We start from the raw sequence: 17943 nt of genomic DNA on the forward strand, positions 1-17943 counted from the left end.
CACCCTGATAGGTGCCGAACGACGGGCACGGCTCACCGTCCGGCGGCGCTCCGGCCGCGTTTCGCCGGCCGGCCGCCGGGTACGCGGCCCGGGTGCTGTCCGGGCGCCGTACGGGTCCTTCGGGAGCGACGCCCGACCGGAAGGGGGAGGAACCGTGCGGATCGGGATCGTGGGGACCGGACACGTCGGCGGGACACTGGCGGAGCTATTCGAGAAGGCCGGGCACGAGGTGGCGGTCGCCAACTCGCGGGGCCCGGAGACGCTGCGCGGACTCAGCGAGCAGTTGGGTCCGCAGGTGCACCCGGCCACCGCCGAGGAGGCCGCCCGGTTCGGCGACATCGTGGTGGTCTCCGTACCGGTGGGGCGTTATCCCGATCTGCCGGCCGGGCCCATGGCGGGCCGGACGGTGATCGACACCGGGAACTACTACCCCGAGCGGGACGGTCACCTCCCGGAACTGGACGACGACCGGACCACCTCCAGTGAACTGTTGCAGGAACACCTGGCCGGTGCCCGGGTGGTCAAGGCGTTCAACACGATGCGCTGGGACCACCTGCGCGACCACGGGCGCCAGTCCTCGGCCATGCAGCGGTACGGCCTGCCGGTCTCCGGCGACGACGTCGGCGCGAAGCGGCAGGTCTTCGACCTGATCGAGCAGGTCGGGTTCGAGCCGGTGGACGCCGGGAGCCTGGCCGACGGCGGCCGCCGGCAGCAGCCGGGCACGGAGATCTACCTGGCCGAGTTGACCGGCGGCGAGCTGCACGACCGCCTCGGCGCACCCTGACGGACCGGCCCGTCCCCGGGTTCGGGCGACCGGACAGCGGTGATCCTGGCACCGCCTCAGCTTCCCGCGACCCCCGTGGCGTCGCCGGGACCGGACCGGGACGGCGGGTCAGCCGGCGCTCCGGTCGGGGCGTGGGCCCCGGCCCGACGGTCCTCGGAGATCGTCCGGAGCACGTTGTAGACCACGGCGGTGATGGGAACCGAGACGAAGGCACCCGCGATCCCGCCCAGCAGCGTGCCGGCGGTGACCGCCACCAGCACCACGACCGGGTGCAGGCGTACCTGCCGCTTCATGATGAGCGGCTCCAGCAGGTTGCCCTCCAGTTGCTGCACCGCGATCACCGCCGCCGCCACCAGCAGGGCGGTGGTCGGGCCCTTGGCGGCGAGCCCGACCAGCACCGCGACGCTGCCCGCGACGGTGGCGCCGATGATCGGTACGAAGCCGCCGAGAAAGGTGATCACCGCCAGCGGAAGGGCCAGCGGTACGCCGAGGATGACCAGGGCGATCCCGATCCCGATCGCGTCGATCGCGGCGATCATCACCGTCCCCCGGGTGTACGCGCCCAGGGTCCGCCAACCGGCCCCGCCGGCGTGCGTGGCCATCGGACGGCTCCGGTCGGAGGTCCGGCCCAGCACCCAGTGCCACATCGGGCGACCGTCCTTCAACAGGAAGAACAGCAGCACCAGGACGAGCAGGAGGGCGCCGGCCGCCTCGGCGACGGTGGCCGCACCGGTGACGGGGTCGGGTGCGGAACTCCGTAGCCCGCTCACCGCCCGTCGGGTCCACTCGTCGAGCTGCCCGGGGCTGATCGGCAGCGCGGAGGTGAGGAAGTCCCGGGTCCGGGTCAGCCCCTGGTCGAGTTGCTTCGCCAGGTCGGAGAACTGGTCGGCGGTGAGCCGCCAGACCAGCACGATGGCGCCGACGAGCAGGCCGAGCAGCAGAAGCAGGGTGGCGAGGGCGGCCAGGGCCGGCGGGGTCCGATGCCGGCGCAGCCAATTCGCCACCGGGTCGAGCAGTGCCGCCAGGAAGAGGGTGGCCGCGAGCGCGATCGTCAGCGGGGCGAGCAGGGCGGCGATCCGGGCCAGTACGTACACCCCGGCGGCGACGATCAACAGGCAGGCGCTGCCCACCACCGCCCACCGCAGCAACCAGGGGAGACGATCCAGGAACCGGTCGCGCCCGCCCGACCGGTCGGTCGCCTCACCCATGTCGCCTCCTTCGGCCCCGGCTGCCCGGGTACCCGGCCGACCCTCGGCGACACCTGCCGACCGGCGCCGGCCGATCCGGCACCGGCCGAGGCGGCGGCCAGCCGGGATGGCGGCCAGCCGGGGCGGAGGTCGGCCGGGGCGGCGGCCGGCCGGGCGGGCGCGGGGACCGGGCGGTGCCGGCGTCGCACGGAGCGGTCCTGCCGTCGACCGCTGGCGCGGCGCCGGACCGCCCGGTCGTACCTGAGACGTCCGGGTCAGGAGGCGGACCCGGGCCGACGCTCCGACCAGCCGGCGCCCGGCGAGGCGGCCCGGCGCGGTCGCCGTACCGGTTGGCGGGCGGCCGGCGGGCGGCGGTAGTAGTCGTCCCGGTGCGCGAACTCGACCGGCAGTGCTCCGGGCAGGTCGACGCCGCGCCCGGAGTCGGCGAGGGCGTCGGCGAACGGGGCCGTGCCGGCCCGGGCCAGCAGGGCGTCCCACTCCGGCGGGGCGAGTTCCACCGTGCCGGGGTTGGCCAACCGGAACTCGGCCACCGCCCGGCGGACCAGGGTGGCCAGTTCCCGCATGGCGCCCGCCGCGCCGAGGGAACCACCCGAGAGCGCCAGGCCGGGCTGCCCGGTGGCCCGGACCGCGTCGCAGACCAGGAGCAGTCGTTCCGGTTCCACGCCGGCCCTTGCGGCCGGCCCGGATCCCGGCAGGATGCGCAGCGCCGACGGCCACTGCCAGCGGATCTGCCCGGTCGCCACCCCGGTGCCAGCGAGGGCGGTGCGACGGCCGTGCCGGCTACCGGGCCGCAGCTCCCGGGTCTCGCCCATCCGCAGGTCCGTGCAGACGTACGCCAGCCGGCGGTCGGTGACCGTCACCCGGGCCGGTCCGGGCAGGGCCCAGGCGAGGGTGGGCGCCCCGGCGCCGGGCACCACGAACTGGCCGGCCACCTCGACCCGCTCGGTCCAGAGCACCCGCTCGCCGTCGTCGAGCAGCAGCCGTCGGTGCCAGTCGAGGCGCGGAAAGGAGATGTCGTCGTGGTCCGGGTCGTCGAAGCGGTACGGCCGGATGAAGAACGGGGACGCGTTCTCGGTCATGGGGGAGGGCCTCCCGTTTCGGAACGTTCTACCCATCAGGCTGGCGGAATTCGGATCCGGTGTCACGACGGTCGTTAGGGGGTCGGACGCTCGGCCGACCTGGGACCGGCCGATGGGGGAGCCCGGTCGATCCCCCGGTCGGCTCCGGCGACCCGACCCGTCAACTGCCGATCTCGTCGGCCCGGATCAGACCGTCCTCGATCGCCCGGGCGAGCAGCGCCGCCTTGGTCGCCGCCGGCCGCCCCGCTCGGGCGTACTTGATCCGGGCCCGGTCGACGTACTGCTTGACGGTGTGTTCGCTGATGTTCATCCGGCGGGCCACCGAGGCCTTCGACATCGACTGGAACCAGAGCAGCAGCGCCTCGCGCTCCTTCTCGGAGAGCACCGGACGGCCGGAGCGCCGGTCGCCGACGATCGCCCCGGCCAGCGCGGGCGGCACGTACGGGCGGTCGCTGGCCGCGGCGAGCACCGTCTGTACGCAGTGCTCCCGCCCCTCCTGCTTGGCCAGGAACGCGACCGCGCCGGCGTCCAGGACCGCCAGGATGGTGTCGGCGTCGGTGTGTTCGGAGTAGACCACGACGCGTCGGCCGGCGCTGCTCAGCTCGGCGAGCTTGTCGATCGCCATCCGGCCGCGCAGCCGCAGGTCGAGCAGGATCACGTCGGCCGGTGGCCGGTCGGCGGCGAGTGCGATGTCGGGGTCCTCGCCGGTCGAGACCACCGCCAGCCGGGGCTCGGACGTCAACCACGACCGGATCCCCTCGATGACCACCGGATGGTCGTCGATGATCGCCACGGTGATCCGTGACTGCTCCGGCGTCACGCCGCCCGCCAGCGGGTCTGCACCCATACCAGTTCCTCGTTCTCCTCGTGGACGTACTCGACCCGGTCGCCGCCGACCGGGTCGGGGTGGCCGCCGCTGCCGTCGGCGTGCCCGCCGGCCGGTTCGGCGGAGAAGGGGGTGACGGCGGGGGTGGTCAGGCTGACGACCACCTCGTCGGGTTGGGCGACCACCGTCACCCGGGCCCAGCCGGTGGCGGCGGCCAGCGTCGCGGTGAGCGGTTCGACCAGCCGGCGGCGGATCTCCACCGGCAGCGGCGGCAGCGCGCCGACCGCGATGAGGTCGACCGGCAGCCCGTTGCGCTCGGCCACGTCGACGCAGGCGCGCAGCTCGTGCAGCAGCGGATCGGGCACGTCGTCGGACTCGGCGATCAGCCGGCGCAGCCGGGAGGCCTCCAACGCGCAGCGGCGCTGCACGGCCGGGTCCGCCGGGTCCGCCCGCCCCTCGGTCAGCTCGGTGAGGATCGCGCCCGCGGTGCGGTCGAGGGCCGCGAGCCGCTCCCGCCGGGCCCGGTGCACCCGCCCGGCGGCGGCGCGCTCGACCTCCACCGCCGTGCGGGCGGCGGCGGCCCGGGCGGTACGGCCGGCCATCGCGCTGAGCAGGTTGATCGCGAGCATCATCGCGATCGGCAGGGTCAGGGTGCCGTAGGCGGACATGGCGTACCGGCTCAGCCCGGCCGGGTCGCCGGCGCCGCTGGCCAGCACCGCCACGAGCGCGATCAGTGCGCCGAGCGCCAGTACGGCGATCAGTGCGGGGATCCGCTGCCCCCAGAGCAGGAGCACGACGAACCAGCCGAGGGTGGCCCAGCACCAGTTCGCCGAGGTGAAGAGCAACTGTTCCGGGCTGGCCGCGAAGACCAGCGCGTCGACGCCGAGCAGTACGACGATCAGCGGCCAGACCGGTGCCGGGGTGCCGAGCAGCAGGCGGGCGGCGGCGATCGCCCCGACCGCGACGAAGAGCAGCCAGCCCACGGCGACCGTCCAGGGCAGCCGGTACGACTCCCAGTTGCCGATCATCGCCGGCAGGTTGATGGCGAGGTGCCAGCCGAAGGCGATGACCACGGCGGCGATCCGGGGACCGCGTTCGACGGTGGCCGCGACGGCACCGGGGGCACCCCGGGCGTCGGCTCCGGAGGCGGAGCCGGGGACGTCGGTGGGGCCGGCCGGGGTGGAGAGGGTCGACGCGTCAGCGGACATCGGACCACTCCAGCCGTACCCGGGTGCCCCGGCCGGGCGCCGACTCGACCTCGGCCCGCCCGCCGACCGTCGCCATTCGGCCGTGCACGGACTCGCGCAGCCCGTACCGGTGTCGGGGGACGGCGGCCGGGTCGAAGCCGGGACCGTCGTCGGCCACCTCGACCAGCACGGTGCCGTCGCGCCCGGTCAGCCGCACCGAGGCGGTGGCGCCCGGCGCGTGGCGGAGCACATTGGACAGCGCTTCGGCGGCGCTGTGGACGACCGCCTCGGCCACCGCCGCCGGCACGCCGCACGGCTCCAGCGCCATCGTCGCGCGCAGCTCCGGCAGGCGGCCCAGCATGGCCCGGAGCCATTCGTCGAGCGCGACGGTGGCTCCCTCGCCGGCCCACCCGGCGCGGGCCGGCGGGGCGTCGGTCGCGGTCCGCGTCCCGGCCAGTGCGGCGAGAGTACGCAGGTCGGCGGCGGCCCGGGTGCGCAGCAGCGGGGTCTGGCCGCCCACCCCGCCGAGACCGACCACGGTCAGCGTGGAGAGGACGGTGTCGTGCAGGTCGCGGTTCTGCTGGCGCTCGGCGGCCCGGCCCGCCCGGGCGGTCAGCGCGGCCCGGACGGCGCGCTGGTAGCCGGCGAAGGCGGCGTCGGCGAACCGGCTGCCGCGCCGGGCCACGAAGGCGAGGCCGGCGGCGCAGAGGGTCTGCACCACCAGGGTGGCGGCGTGGCCGATCGCCTCGGTGTCGTCGCCGGCCAGGTGCGCGCCGAGGCTGTACGCGGCGGCGACCAGCAGGCCGGCCGGGACCGAGGCGGCCGTCGGCAGGACGAACTGCGCGACGATGGCGGTGGTGCTGGAGAGGACCGCCACCCAGCTCATCTGCCCCGGCAGCACCTCGGGGGCGACCAGCCGCCCGATCAGCAGACAGGCGCCGGTGGTGAGGGCGACGTCGACGGCCATGGCCGCTGCCCGGTTCTCCCACCGGACGATCCAGACGGCGAAGAGCAGCGACCAGGCGGTCAACAGGCTGACCACGGCGATCAGCAGGGTGGTGTCCACCGGCGGGGTACGGACCGCGAACGCCACCACCGCGCCGGCGAGGCCGCAACTGCTCCGGAGTACGGCGGGGAAGAGCGTGAAGACCCGGTCCAGGGCGATCCGGGCGGGCATCTCGGTGTCTTCCGGCGACGTGCCGGTGACCGGGGCGGTCGGTCCGGTGGGGCCGAGGGGGACGTACCCCTCGCCGGGCGGTGGCCGGCGGGCCGAGGGGAAGACTGACATCCGCGCCGATCCTCCCGCCGAAATCACCACGGCAGATCCACGTCGAGCCGGACAGCGGTTCCGGCGGTCCCGCCGCCGGACACCCCTGATATCGAAGCGGAAGAATAACAGAGGCATAAGGGCAGGTTTCGGCCGGATCGCATCAGGTCACCGATTCGTTACGGCATGCTGGCGGGCGACGGTGGCCGCGGCCACCTCGTCACCGGTGCGGACCGGCGTTTCCGCTGCCGGGCGGGGCGGTCAGGCGTGGTCGTTGGCGGCGGGCACCGCGTTGACCGAGAGCCGGTGGATCCACACCGGATACTCCACACTGGACCGGCCGCCGGCCAGGCCGGGCGTGCGGTTCAGCTGTGCCGCCGGAATCCAGAGCTGGCCGGCCCCGTCGAGCCACATCGCGTCGCCCCACGCCAGGCGCGGGTCGGTCAGCAGCGTCTCGACCCGCCGGTCGAGCCCGATGCTCAACAGCCGGCGGTTGTCCACATCGGTCAGATAGATGACACCGGCGGCGTCGATCGCGGTGCCCCCGGTGGTCGGGGTGTCCACCCACGGCTCGACCCGTCCGGCGACGACGTCCGGCGGGATGGACGGGTCGTCGAGGCAGCGCGTCTCGATCCGGTAGAGCGGGCCGGCGGCGGACTGGTAGTAGAGGTACGCCCCGTCCGGCGAGACCTCCAGCTGGTCGGCGTGGATGCGCAGCTCGGCGCCGTCCGGGTCGCGCAGGATCTCGCCGTCCGCGCGCAGCGGCCGGCGGGCGGCGGTGCTGGGATGCTCGTCGAGCACCCGGCGGCACCCGCCGGTGTCGAGGTCGAGCACGATCAGCCCGGGTGCGCCGGCGTCGGTGAGGTAGGCGATCGCGCCGTTGAAGCGGAGATCGTCGACGTAGCTCCCCTCCCGGACCGCCGGGTCGAGGTCGTAGACCCGGACCACCTCGGCGGTGTCGGTGTCGACCACGATCACCCGGGCACCGCCCGGTACCGGCGGCGCGCCGACCCCCGGGGCGCCGGCGTCGACGATCCAGAGGTTGCCGTCCGGGCCGATCCGCAGCGCGTTGACCCTGACGAAGGCGCCGTCCGGGTCGGGCCGGTCGCGTACCTCGTTCCAGCCGGCGTCGGGGAACGGCTGGAGCCGGGTGTCGGAGACGACCTCGGCCACCTGGACACCGGGTCCGTCGGCGGAGGGGAAGCTCACGAAGACCCGGCCGTCGCCGGTGGTCGTCACACCGGTACAGACCCGGTCCAGGGCGATCACCGGGCGCAGCCGGGGATCCTGGTCGCCGTTGGCCCGCACCGGCCGAGCCTAACCGTCCGGGAGATCCGGTAAGTCGGTTTCCGTCGAGCCGGTCGGCTACCCGCCCAGCAGCGCGGCCAGCTCGGGGTCGCCCTGGCCGAGCCGGGTGCCGGGGTCGGTGCTCACCAGGATCCGTTGGCAGCCGTCCAGTTCGACGTAGACCTCGCCGCCGGCCCCGCGCACCGGGCCGAGCAGGGCGAACCGGCTCGCGGAGGTCGCGCACGGCCGCGCCGGGCCGGTCGCCGACAACGCGGCGCCGATGAGCGCCCGGCGCCGCGCCGGCAGGACCTCGCCGTACGCGAAATCGCCGGCGGGCTTCGCGCTGCCCCGCTCGCCGGGCGGCACCCGGTAGCCGCAGAGCCGCACCTCGGCGAGCCCGGCGAGCGGGTCGGCGCCGACCGCGGCCCGGGTCGGCGACCCGATCGTCGTCTCCACCGCGACCATGTCGGCGTGCGTCTGCGGGCAGCCGGAGGCCGCCGCCCCGCTCGACTCGATCTCCCGGATCGGCCGGGAACGCACCGGGGTCAGCACCAGCGCGGCGATGGCGTCGCGTACCTCGATCCGGGGCTTGCCGCAGCCGTCCACCGGTACGCCGGGCCGGGTCCACCGGCCGTCCGCGTCCAGCACCGCGAACCACCGGACGGCCGGCATCTCCGCGCTGCAGACTTCGCCGGTACGCGGTTCGTCGGGCAGCCGGAGCGCGGCAACCAGCCGGCCGACGTCGCCGGCCCGCTCCTCGGCGACGACCAGGTCGGTGCCGCCGTCGGCGCGCCGCTGCGACCGGGCCCCGCAGAACACGGCGGCGGTCGGGATGAAGTCCTCGGGCAGTCGGGGCAGCACCAGCGCGTCCGTGCCGTCGAGCGGGGGCACCGGCCGTCCTGTCGGGCCAGGGGTGCCCCGGACCGTCTCCGGCGCCCCGACCCCGCACGAGGTCCAGCGCGACTGCACCACGACCACCGCCGTCGCCCGCTCGCCGCTGGTCGGCGGCGTCATGGTCGGCGCCCCGGTCCCGCAGCCGACGAGCCCCGAGACCACGACCCCGGCCAGCAACGCCCCGGCTCGTCCCCGCATGTGATCACCCCCGCGTCCGTCCTGCCACTCCGACGGGCCGCGACCGGTCCCCGGTTCCGCCTACGGTGGCGCACATGGGTGTTCCCGGATATGTCGCCCGGATCCGCGCCGCCGTCGGATCCGACCTGCTTCTGCTGCCGTCCGCGTCGTTGGTGCTGGTCGACGCCGACGGGCGCCTGCTGCTGGTACGCCACCGCGGGCACGGCGACGACTGGGGGCTGGTCGGCGGGGCGGTCGAGATCGGAGAGTCCCCGGCCGAGGCGGCGGTACGGGAGGCGCGGGAGGAGATCGGGGTCGAGGTCCGGCTGCGCCGGCTGCTGGACGCGCTGGGCGGCCCCGACTTCGAGGTGACCTATCCGAACGGGGACCGCGGCGCGTACGTGACAGTGGTCTACGAGGCCGAGGTCGTCGACGGTTCGCCGGCCGTCGACGGCGACGAGCTGAGCGAGCTGCGGTGGTTCGGCATCGAGGAACTTCCCGGGCTCTCGCTCAGCCGGTTCGCCCGTGCCGTGCTGCGGGCCACGCATCGGCTCTGAGCACCCGGTCGGCGCCCGGCCGGAGGGCGGTCGGCCGGCAGGTCGGGCGTTTCCGGGATCCCGGCCGCCCGGCTCGGGCACGATGACCGGGTGAACCCCGTATCGGGTGGAATGCCGGCCCGCTCCCGCGCACCCGCCACCGCGCCGGCCCGCCGGGCGTACCGGCACGGCTGACGGGGGCGGTCCGAGGTGGGTACGGTCGTCGACGCCCTGGGCGCGCTCAGCGGTTGGCCCGCACTGCTGGTCGTCGGCGCGCTCGCCTTCGGGGAGGCGGCCGCGTTCATCGGGCTCTTCGTGCCGGGCGAGACGGCGCTGCTGCTCGGCGGGGCGCTGGCCGCGACCGGCCGGGTCAGCCTGGCGGCGATGGTGATCGTCTCGATCGTGGGGGCGATCGCCGGGGACAGCGTCGGCTACGAGATCGGCCGCCGCAGCGGGCCGCCGCTGCGGCGCAGCAGGCTGGGGCGCCGGGTCGGCGAGCGGCGCTGGGACCGGGCCGAGCGGTTCATCGCCCGGCACGGGCCGGTCGCGGTGCTGCTGGGGCGGTGGGTCGGGGTGCTGCGCGCCCTGGTACCGGCGCTGGCCGGGATGAACCGGATGCCGTACCGGCGGTTTCTGCTCTTCAACGCGCTCGGTGGGTCGGCCTGGGCGACCGCGGTGGTGTTGGCCGGCTACGCGGCCGGCGCGTCGTGGCGGCGGCTGGAGAGCCACTTCGGCGAGGCCGGCGCGGGCCTGGCCGCGCTGGTGGTCCTCGGGCTGCTGGCCTGGTGGGCGATCCGGCGCCGCCGCGCACACCGCCGGGCCCGGCGCACCGAGGCAGCGCCGCCCGAGCGCTGAGGGCGCGACCGACCGCCTCAACCCTCGACCGCCTCAGCCCTCGACCGGCTCAGCCCTCGGGGGAGAGCAGGTCGAGCACGGCCTGTTCGGCGGCGGGGCCCGACCGGGGCAGGTCCGGGTCGAGCCGGCCGTCCCGGTAGAGGTCGAGGATCCGCGGGTCCACATAGGAGGCGCGAGCCACGGCGGGGGTGTTGCCGAGCAGTTCGGCGACCTCCCGCATGGCGGCGGAGACGGCCCGCTTCCGGCCGGTCTCGGAGCGGGACGGCCCGGTGGCGGCCAGCGTGGTCGCCGCCCGTACGGTGGCGTGCCAGGTGCGGAAGTCCTTCGCCGTCATGTCCAGCTCGCTCACCTCCCGCAGGTACGCGTTGACGTCCTCGGCGTGCACGTCGTACCAGCGCTCGCCGTCCCAGTACCCGAATAGCCGCTCGGCGGCGTGCCGGCGGCGGCGCAGGTCGCGCAGCACCCGGCAGACCTCCCCGTCGGCGACCCGCCGGGCCTGCTCGATGCCCCCCTTCGCCGGATACTCCAGCACCACACAGCCCCGGGCGCCCCGGACGTGGTCCGGCCGCAGGGTGGCCACCCCGAAGGTGGGCTCCTCGCCGGTGGCGTACTCGTCGCTGCCGATCCGGAACATGCCCATGTCGAGCAGCCGGGTCGCCGCCGCCAGCACGCGGCAACGGGACAGTCCCGGGCCGCGCAGGTCCCCGTTCACCCGGCGGCGCAACTCCGGCAGCCGCCGGGCGACCTCCAGCACGTGGTCGAACTTGGCCCGGTCCCGCATCACCCGCCACAGCGGGTGGTAGAGGTACTGCTTGCGGCCGGCGTCGTCCATCCCGGTGGCCTGGATGTGTCCCCGGGGATCCGGGCAGATCCAGACGTCGCGCCAGGCCGGCGGGATCACCAGCTCGCGCAGCCGCCGTACCTCCTGCTCGTCGCGGATCGGCCGGCCCTGCTCGTCGAGGAAGGTCACTCCGCGCCCCCGGCGCCGCCGGCCGTAGCCGGGCTTGGCCGGGTCCGCGCGCCGCAGTCGTGCCATCGGTCCGCCCCGGCTACCGGGCCGGCGCCGGGGACCGGGTCAGCGCTCCGGCGACCGCGACGTGCCTCGACGCCATCTCTGCACCTCCGAACGAACCGGTTCGCGACGAAGATCGCCGCAGGGCTCTCCCTACCCCCGACGGCCGGTCCGTACGCCGGTGCGAATGTGAGGAAGGACTCAGCCCTTGCGCCCGCTGGTGGCGATCCCCTGCACGAAGTGCCGCTGGGCCAGGAAGAACAGGATGATCATGGGAACGGTGGCGATCACGCTGCCGGCGAGGACAATCTCCCACTCCTGCTCACCGCCGTAACCGAACCGGTCGAGGATCACCTTCAGGCCGCGCGGCAGCGTGAAGAGCGACTCGTCGCGCAGGTAGATCAGCGGCTTCATCAGGTCCGTCCAGCTCGCCTTGAACTCGAAGACGAACGCGACCAGCAGGGCGGGACGGATCAGCGGAAAGGCCATCCGCCAGAAGAGCTGCGGATAGCTGGCCCCGTCGACCCGGGCCGCCTCGAAGTACTCCCTCGGCAGGGAGAGCAGGAACTGCCGGATCAGGAAGATGTAGAACGCCGAACCGAAGAGGTTGCCGGCCCAGAGCGGCACCTGGGTGCCGGTGAGCCCCAACTCCGACCAGATCAGGTACGTCGGGATCATCGTGACCGCGAACGGCAGCATCATGGTCGCCAGCACCAGCCCGAAGAGCAGGTTGCGGCCCGGGAACCGGAAGTAGGCGAAGCCGAACGCGACCCACGCGCTGGAGAGGGTGACCGCCGCCGCGGCGGCGACCCCGACCACCACGCTGTTGAACAGCCAGGTCAGCAGCGGCACCGCCGCCCAGGCGTCCGCGTAGTTCTCCGGCCGGAACGGCACCGGCAGGATGCTGGTGGTGAAGACGTACTCCCGGGGACGCAGCGAGGCGCCGACCAGCCAGAGGAACGGCACCATGAAGATCAGGGCCGCGCCGACCAGGGCGAGCACGAGGGGCAGCCGCCGCCACCACGGGCGCCCGTCGGAGGCGTCCCGCGCCACCCGGGTACGCCGGTCCGGCGGCTCCGGCGCACCCAGCGGTACGGCCGCCCCGGCCGCTCCGCGTACCACGGTGTCGGTCATCGGTCCCCCTCGTAGTAGACGAACCGCCGGGAGAGCCGCACCTGCACCGCGGTGATACCGAGGATCACCAGGAAGAGCAGCCAGGCCATCGCCGAGGCGTAGCCCATGTGCAGGAACTGGAACGCCTCCTGGAAGAGCCGGATCACGTAGAAGGTGGCCGCGTCCGAGCTGTACGAGTCCTGGGTCAGCCGGTTGCCGAAGTACATCGTGTAGACCTCGGTGAACATCTGCACCGAGGCGATCGTGTTCACGATCAGCGTGAAGAAGAGCGAACCCGAGATCATCGGTACGGTCACGTGCCGGAACCGCGACCACGCCCCGGCCCCGTCGATGCTCGCCGCCTCGTACAGCTCGGGCGGCACGTTCTGCAACGCGGCGAGGTAGATCACCACGGTGGAGCCGAGGCTCCAGAGGCTCATCAGCAGGATCCCCGGCATCACCCAGGTCGGGTCGGTGGTCCAGGCCGGGCCGTCGATCCCGATCAGTGCCAGCCCCTGGTTGATCAGGCCGTCCTGGGTGTTGAGCAGCAGCAGGAAGAGCACACCGACCGCCACCGCCGGAGTCATCACCGGCAGGTAGAAGACCGTCCGGAAGAAGCCCTGCAACCGGCCGACCCGCAGCAGCAGCATCGCCAGGCCCAGCGAGATCGCCATCACCAGCGGTACGTGCAGCACGGTGTAGTAGAGGGTGTTGGTCAGGCTGCGCAGCACCGCCGGGTCCTCGGCGAGCCGCCGGTAGTTGTCCAGCCCGGTCCAGGTCGGTGCGTTGATCACGTCGTACTCGGTGAGGCTCAGCCACAGGCTGGCCAGCATCGGGCCGGCCTGGAAGACCAGGAAGCCCACGATCCACGGCGCGATGAAGACGTACGCCCAGCGGGCCTCGCGGCGCGCGCCGGGGCTCATCCGTCGGCGTCGGCGGGCGGGCTCCCGGGTCCGTGGCCCGCCCGCCGGGGCCGGCAGGGTGCCGGTGGTGGCCATCGCCGGCCTACTTCGCGGCCCGGTCCAGCGCGGCGGTGGCCTCGGACTGGGCCCGGCGCAGCGCCTCGGCGGGCTGGCTCTGCCCGGACAGCACCCGGTTCACCGCGTCGGTCCAGGCCTTGTCGAACTCGACGCCGGCCCGCGACGCCGGGGTGCTGAAGGCGGCGTCCTGCACCGAGAGGATGGTCTGGACCGCCTGGTCGAAGCGGGCGTTGCCGCTCGGCTGGTACACCTCGGCGAAGATCCGCCGGTCCGCCTCCACGTTGCCGGTGTAGAGGCCGGTGAACGGGGAGCCGCTGGCCTTGCGCGCCGCCAACCGGGCCTGCGCCGCCGCCACCCAGGTCTCGGTGGCCGTCATCTGCTTGACGAACGCGCAGGCGGCGTCGGGGTTCTTCGCGCCCTTCGGGATCGCCCAGGCCTGGCCGGAAGCCATGGTCAGCGGCTTGCCCTGCCGGTCGACGAAGGGCTTGACCACCAGCTCCGCCTTGGGGGTGTTCTTGGCCACCTGGTTGAGGAGCCAGTCCTCCATCGGCCAGACCGCGAGCTGCCCGCGGGCCACCGGGCTGTTCACGCCGAAGAAGTCGAAGGTGTCCCGGAAGCCCTTGAACGTGCCCCAGCCGGCCTGCTTCTGGATCAGCCGGACCCCGGTCTCCAGCGCCTCCAGCACCTTGGGGTCGTCGAGCTGGGCGGTCCGGCCGTCCGCGGAGAGCAGGTCCACGCCGTTCGCCCTGGTCCACATCGGCAGGAACTCGGGGATCTTCGGATCGAAGCCGATCCGGTTGAGCCGGCCGCCGGAGGTGTCGGCCAGCCGGGTCGTCAGCGCGTCCAGCCCGGCCCAGTCGGCGAGGTTGACCTGGTCCGGGGTCAGCCCGGCGTCCCGGAGCACGGCCTCGTTCATGTACACGACGCGGACGCTGTAGAACTCGGGGATGCCGTACAGCACGCCGTCCAGGGTCACCTGGGCCCGGGCGGCCGGCCGGTACTGCTCCAGGTTGATGTCCTGGTCCTTGACGCAGTCGGTCAGCGGCACGATCGAGCCCCGGGTGCCGTACGTCCCGATCAGCTTGCGGTCCATGTAGATCAGGTCCGGCGGGTTGCCGTCGGCCACCGCCGAGAGGAACTGCTGCTCGTCGAAACCGCCCTCGGTGATGGTCACCTCGACCTGCGGGTTGGCCTTCTTGAAGGCGTCGACCCGGGTGGTGGCGATCTCGTCGGAGAGGCTGAAACCGAGCGTGGTCAGGGCGCCGGCGCCGTTCGTGCCGTCACCGCCACCGCCGTCGCCACCGCCCACCCCACCGCAGCCGGTGACGCCGAGCACCGCCGCCAGCAGCGCGGCCAACCCGCCTGTCTTCCGCATGACTCAGCCCTCCCGAACGGTCCCGGCCGTCCCGGTGACCACAGCGGATCACTACTTCCACTCCGCCGTCGGATTGAAACACCCCGGGTCGGTTTCGGGCGTGCGGTGTCGCCACCTCGACTGATACCGGATGGTTCGCGGGATCGCCGGGAGATGTCGGGAGGGTGCTACCTCCGGCTCAGCGGGCGCTGACGGAGGCCGGGCTGGTGATCGTCGCCAGGAGTTCCTGGGCCCGGCGGGCGCGCTCGACGTCCTCGCGCTGGATCTGGTCGATGAACTGGCGTACGTCGTCGTGCCCCTCGGCGTCGCTCCGGTACCGCTCGTAGACCTGACCGCCCTTGAGCGCGTGGTACTGGATCGACACCAGGTCGTAGACGATGTCGTCGGCATGGCCGTGCGTGCTGCCCATGTTCTTCCCTCCTCCGGTCTTCCTCGGTCGGGTCGCGGCAGGGCTACCCCTTTTCGACGGATTGAACCGGGTGGGGACGGTCCGGACGGCAGGTATGTGGATTCGTAACCGGGCGGCAATCGATCCGTCTCATAGTCTCAACACCTGGACCGTGTTCTCTCTAGATCCACATCGCGCCGGGTACCCCCGACCCGGCGCGGCCTCATGGAAGGGCGTACTGGTGCCTCACTCCGTTGTGCCACCCCGGCCGCGACCCGCGCTCCGGCTCGTACTGTTCGGCACCGTCCTGGTCAGCCTCGCCGCGCTCGTCGCCACCTCCCTCGGCGCCCCCACCGAGGCGACCGGGCGGCACCGGCCGTTCCCCGTCGACCTGGAGCGAGCCGGCATCCCCCACCTTCGGGAGGCGCTGGCGGCCCGCAGGATCACCTCCGAGGAACTCGTCGAGGCGTACCTGGAGCGGATCCGGGCACTGAACACCAACGGACCCGGACTGCACGCGGTCCGGGTGCTGGCCCGGGACGCGGTCGCCCAGGCGAAGCGGGCCGACCAGGAGCGCCGGGCCGGCCGCGCCCCGGGGCCGATGCACGGCATCCCGGTGCTGATCAAGGACAACATCGACCTCAGGGGGCTGCCCACCACCGCCGGGGCGATGGCACTGGAGAACTCGTACCCGGCGGAGGACGCCTTCCTGGTCACCCGGCTGAAGGCGGCCGGGGCGATCATCCTGGGCAAGACCAACCTGACCGAGTTCGCCAACTTCACCACCAGCGGGATGCCGTCGGGCTACAGCGGGCTGGGCGGCCAGGTGCTCAACCCGTACGACGCCAGCCAGACGCCGAGCGGGTCCAGCTCGGGTTCCGGTTCGGCCGCAGCCGCCGCGCTCGCCACGGTCACCATCGGCACCGAAACCTCCGGCTCCATCCTCAGCCCGGCGGCGGCGAACTCGCTGGTCGGGGTGAAGCCGACGGTCGGCCTGGTGAGCCGCACCGGGGTGGTGCCGATCGCGGCCAGCCAGGACACCGCCGGGCCGATGACCCGCTCGGTGTACGACGCCGCCGCGCTGCTCACCGCGCTCACCGGCATCGACCCGGAGGACCCGGCCACCGGCACCAGCTCGGGCGTGGTCGGCACCGACTACACGAAGGCGCTCTCCGGCACCGCCCTGCGGGGCAGGCGGATCGGGGTGGCCAGCACCCCGACCGGCAACCAGGCGGTGCTGTTCAACGAGGCGCTGGACGTGCTGCGGGCCCGGGGCGCCACGGTCGTACCGGTCACCCTGGACACCAGCGGGCTGCCGCCGAGCATCCTGACGTACGAGTTCAAGCGGGACCTCAACGCCTACCTGGCCCGGCTGCCGCGCAGCGCGCCGATGGACTCCCTCGACGACGTGGTCCGCTACAACCTGGCCCACGCCGACGAGGGCACCATCAAGTTCGGTCAGACCCAGCTCGTCGCCTCGAACGAGGTCGACCTGACCGACCCGGCGGCCCGCGCCGAGTACGAGACCAACCGGGACACCGGCATCGCCGGGGCGCGGGGTCGGATCGACTCGGCGTTGACCGGGGCGGACCTCGACGCGCTGGTCTTCGTCGGCAGCGGGTCGGCCGGGATCGGCGCCCGCGCCCAGTACCCGTCGGTCGCTGTGCCGATCGGGTACGACCCGGCGAACGGCCGGCCGGTCGGGATGTCCTTCCTGGGCACCGCCTACACCGAGGCGCAACTGCTGGCCCTGGCGTACGACTACGAGCAGGCCTCGCTGGAGTGGCGCCCGCCGTCGCAGGTGAACCCGTCGCTGTTCCGCTGCGCCGACTTCGCCGACCGCGACCCGAGCTGCGCCCCCTAGCCCAGGTGTAAGGAGGGGCCCCCTCCTATCGTTTTTTGTATAGGAGGGGGCCCTTCCTAACCGGCTGGACATGCGTTGACCCGGAGCTGGGTAGGAGAGCGGCGCAACCGCGAGACGCCCCCGGGAGGACAGCATGCGGATCGGTTACTTCCTGTCCAGCGAGGAGTACACCCCGGCCGAGCTGCTGGAACAGGCCAGCGGCGCCGAGCGGGCCGGTTTCGAGGCACTCTGGATCTCCGACCACTACCACCCCTGGGTGGACGCGCAGGGGCAGAGCGCCTTCGTCTGGTCCATGATCGGCGCGTTGAGCCAGGTCTGCCGGCTGCCCGTCACCACCGCCGTCACCTGTCCGACGGTACGGATCCATCCGGCGGTGATCGCCCAGGCGGCGGCGACCAGCGCCGTACTGCACCAGGGGCGGTTCGTGCTCGGTGTGGGCACCGGCGAGGCGCTCAACGAGCACATCTTCGGCGACGCCTGGCCCAGCGCCGACGTCCGGCTGGAGATGCTGGAGGAGGCCGTCGAGGTGATGCGGGAGCTCTGGAAGGGCGGCTTCGTCGAGCACCGGGGCAAGCACTACACCGTGGAGAACGCCCGGATCTACACGCTGCCGGAGACCCCACCGTCGATCTACATCTCCGGGTTCGGCCCGAAGGCGGTCGACCTGGCGGCGCGGCTCGGTGACGGCTACGTGAGCACGATGCCGGACGGCGACCTGGTGAAGCGGTTCCGGGAGGGTGGCGGCGGCGACAAGCCCTGCCAGGCCGGGTTCAAGGCGGCCTTCGCGGAGAGCGCGGAGGAGGGCGCGCGGATCGCGTACGAGCGCTGGCCCAACGCGGGGGTGCCCGGCGAACTCTCCCAGGTGCTGCCCTCGCCCCGGCACTTCGAGCAGGCCTCGGAGCTGGTCACCCAGGACATGGTGGGCAAGGCGTTCGTCTGCGGCAACGACCCGCAGGCCCACCTTGAGATGATCGACAAGTACCGGCAGGCGGGCTTCGACGAGGTCTACGTCGCCAACACCGGCCCGCACTACCAGGGCCTGTTCGACCTGTACGCCAAGCACGTCCTGCCCGAGCTGCGCTGACCCGACCCCGCCGACCGGACCGGCCCG

17 protein-coding genes are annotated in these 17943 nt (G+C 73.6%); 5 read left to right on the forward strand and 12 right to left on the reverse strand.

Features of this window, described 5'->3' with window-relative positions:
• The first annotated feature begins 154 nt into the window (after positions 1–154).
• A complete protein-coding gene (locus ACQEUR_RS01685; RefSeq protein WP_433024296.1) occupies positions 155–784 on the forward strand; it encodes an NADPH-dependent F420 reductase in 630 nt (209 codons plus the stop codon).
• Between the two features lie 56 nt (positions 785–840).
• On the opposite strand, the gene ACQEUR_RS01690 is transcribed toward ACQEUR_RS01685, so the two are convergent.
• The 7 genes from ACQEUR_RS01690 to ACQEUR_RS01720 form a co-directional block, all read right to left on the reverse strand.
• Complete coding sequence (locus ACQEUR_RS01690; protein WP_433024298.1) at positions 841–1992, reverse strand: AI-2E family transporter; 1152 nt, start codon at positions 1990–1992, stop codon at positions 841–843.
• A 254-nt stretch (positions 1993–2246) separates the two neighbouring features.
• Positions 2247–3071 carry a hypothetical protein gene (locus ACQEUR_RS01695; RefSeq protein ID WP_433024300.1) on the reverse strand — a complete coding sequence of 275 codons (825 nt, stop codon included), beginning with the start codon at positions 3069–3071 and terminating at the stop codon, positions 2247–2249.
• 160 nt (positions 3072–3231) lie between these two features.
• Positions 3232–3918: a response regulator gene (locus ACQEUR_RS01700; protein WP_433024302.1), complete on the reverse strand. Its 687-nt coding sequence runs from the start codon at positions 3916–3918 to the stop codon at positions 3232–3234.
• Positions 3888–5105 carry a hypothetical protein gene (locus tag ACQEUR_RS01705; protein WP_433024304.1) on the reverse strand — a complete coding sequence of 406 codons (1218 nt, stop codon included), beginning with the start codon at positions 5103–5105 and terminating at the stop codon, positions 3888–3890. The genes ACQEUR_RS01700 and ACQEUR_RS01705 overlap by 31 nt, the downstream gene beginning before the upstream one ends.
• Positions 5095–6261 carry a sensor histidine kinase gene (locus ACQEUR_RS01710; protein WP_433025873.1) on the reverse strand — a complete coding sequence of 389 codons (1167 nt, stop codon included), beginning with the start codon at positions 6259–6261 and terminating at the stop codon, positions 5095–5097. The genes ACQEUR_RS01705 and ACQEUR_RS01710 overlap by 11 nt, the downstream gene beginning before the upstream one ends.
• A gap of 351 nt (positions 6262–6612) precedes the next feature.
• Positions 6613–7659, reverse strand: a complete 1047-nt coding sequence (locus ACQEUR_RS01715; protein WP_433024306.1) for an L-dopachrome tautomerase-related protein — start codon at positions 7657–7659, stop codon at positions 6613–6615.
• Positions 7660–7716: 57 nt separating this feature from the next.
• Positions 7717–8730 carry a hypothetical protein gene (locus ACQEUR_RS01720; RefSeq protein WP_433024308.1) on the reverse strand — a complete coding sequence of 338 codons (1014 nt, stop codon included), beginning with the start codon at positions 8728–8730 and terminating at the stop codon, positions 7717–7719.
• Positions 8731–8804: 74 nt separating this feature from the next.
• Here ACQEUR_RS01720 and ACQEUR_RS01725 point away from each other — a divergent pair, with 74 nt between their 5' ends.
• Entirely contained in the window at positions 8805–9266 is a 462-nt protein-coding gene (locus ACQEUR_RS01725) for an NUDIX domain-containing protein (RefSeq protein WP_433024310.1), read from the forward strand.
• Positions 9267–9455: 189 nt separating this feature from the next.
• A complete protein-coding gene (locus tag ACQEUR_RS01730) occupies positions 9456–10100 on the forward strand; it encodes a DedA family protein (RefSeq protein ID WP_433024312.1) in 645 nt (214 codons plus the stop codon).
• A 49-nt stretch (positions 10101–10149) separates the two neighbouring features.
• Here the strand turns inward: ACQEUR_RS01730 and ACQEUR_RS01735 are convergent, their stop codons facing one another.
• The 5 genes from ACQEUR_RS01735 to ACQEUR_RS01755 form a co-directional block, all read right to left on the reverse strand.
• Complete coding sequence (locus ACQEUR_RS01735) at positions 10150–11136, reverse strand: DNA topoisomerase IB (protein WP_433024314.1); 987 nt, start codon at positions 11134–11136, stop codon at positions 10150–10152.
• A 177-nt stretch (positions 11137–11313) separates the two neighbouring features.
• Entirely contained in the window at positions 11314–12246 is a 933-nt protein-coding gene (locus tag ACQEUR_RS01740; protein ID WP_433024316.1) for a carbohydrate ABC transporter permease, read from the reverse strand.
• A complete protein-coding gene (locus ACQEUR_RS01745; RefSeq protein WP_433024318.1) occupies positions 12243–13223 on the reverse strand; it encodes a carbohydrate ABC transporter permease in 981 nt (326 codons plus the stop codon). Before ACQEUR_RS01745 ends, ACQEUR_RS01740 begins: the two co-directional genes overlap by 4 nt.
• A gap of 7 nt (positions 13224–13230) precedes the next feature.
• Positions 13231–14580, reverse strand: coding sequence for an extracellular solute-binding protein (locus ACQEUR_RS01750; protein ID WP_433024320.1), 1350 nt, complete (start codon positions 14578–14580; stop codon positions 13231–13233).
• A 178-nt stretch (positions 14581–14758) separates the two neighbouring features.
• Positions 14759–14989 (reverse strand): hypothetical protein, encoded by a 231-nt coding sequence (locus ACQEUR_RS01755; protein WP_433024322.1) that lies wholly within the window; start codon positions 14987–14989, stop codon positions 14759–14761.
• Positions 14990–15209: 220 nt separating this feature from the next.
• Here ACQEUR_RS01755 and ACQEUR_RS01760 point away from each other — a divergent pair, with 220 nt between their 5' ends.
• Together ACQEUR_RS01760 and ACQEUR_RS01765 are read left to right on the forward strand one after the other, a co-directional pair.
• A complete protein-coding gene (locus ACQEUR_RS01760; protein ID WP_433024324.1) occupies positions 15210–16832 on the forward strand; it encodes an amidase family protein in 1623 nt (540 codons plus the stop codon).
• Positions 16833–16965: 133 nt separating this feature from the next.
• On the forward strand, positions 16966–17916 hold the full coding sequence (locus tag ACQEUR_RS01765; protein WP_433024326.1) for a TIGR03557 family F420-dependent LLM class oxidoreductase: 951 nt from the start codon (positions 16966–16968) through the stop codon (positions 17914–17916).
• Positions 17917–17943: the final 27 nt, after the last annotated feature.

The sequence above is a fragment of the Plantactinospora sp. CA-290183 genome, from assembly GCF_050936375.1.
GTDB lineage: Bacteria > Actinomycetota > Actinomycetes > Mycobacteriales > Micromonosporaceae > Plantactinospora.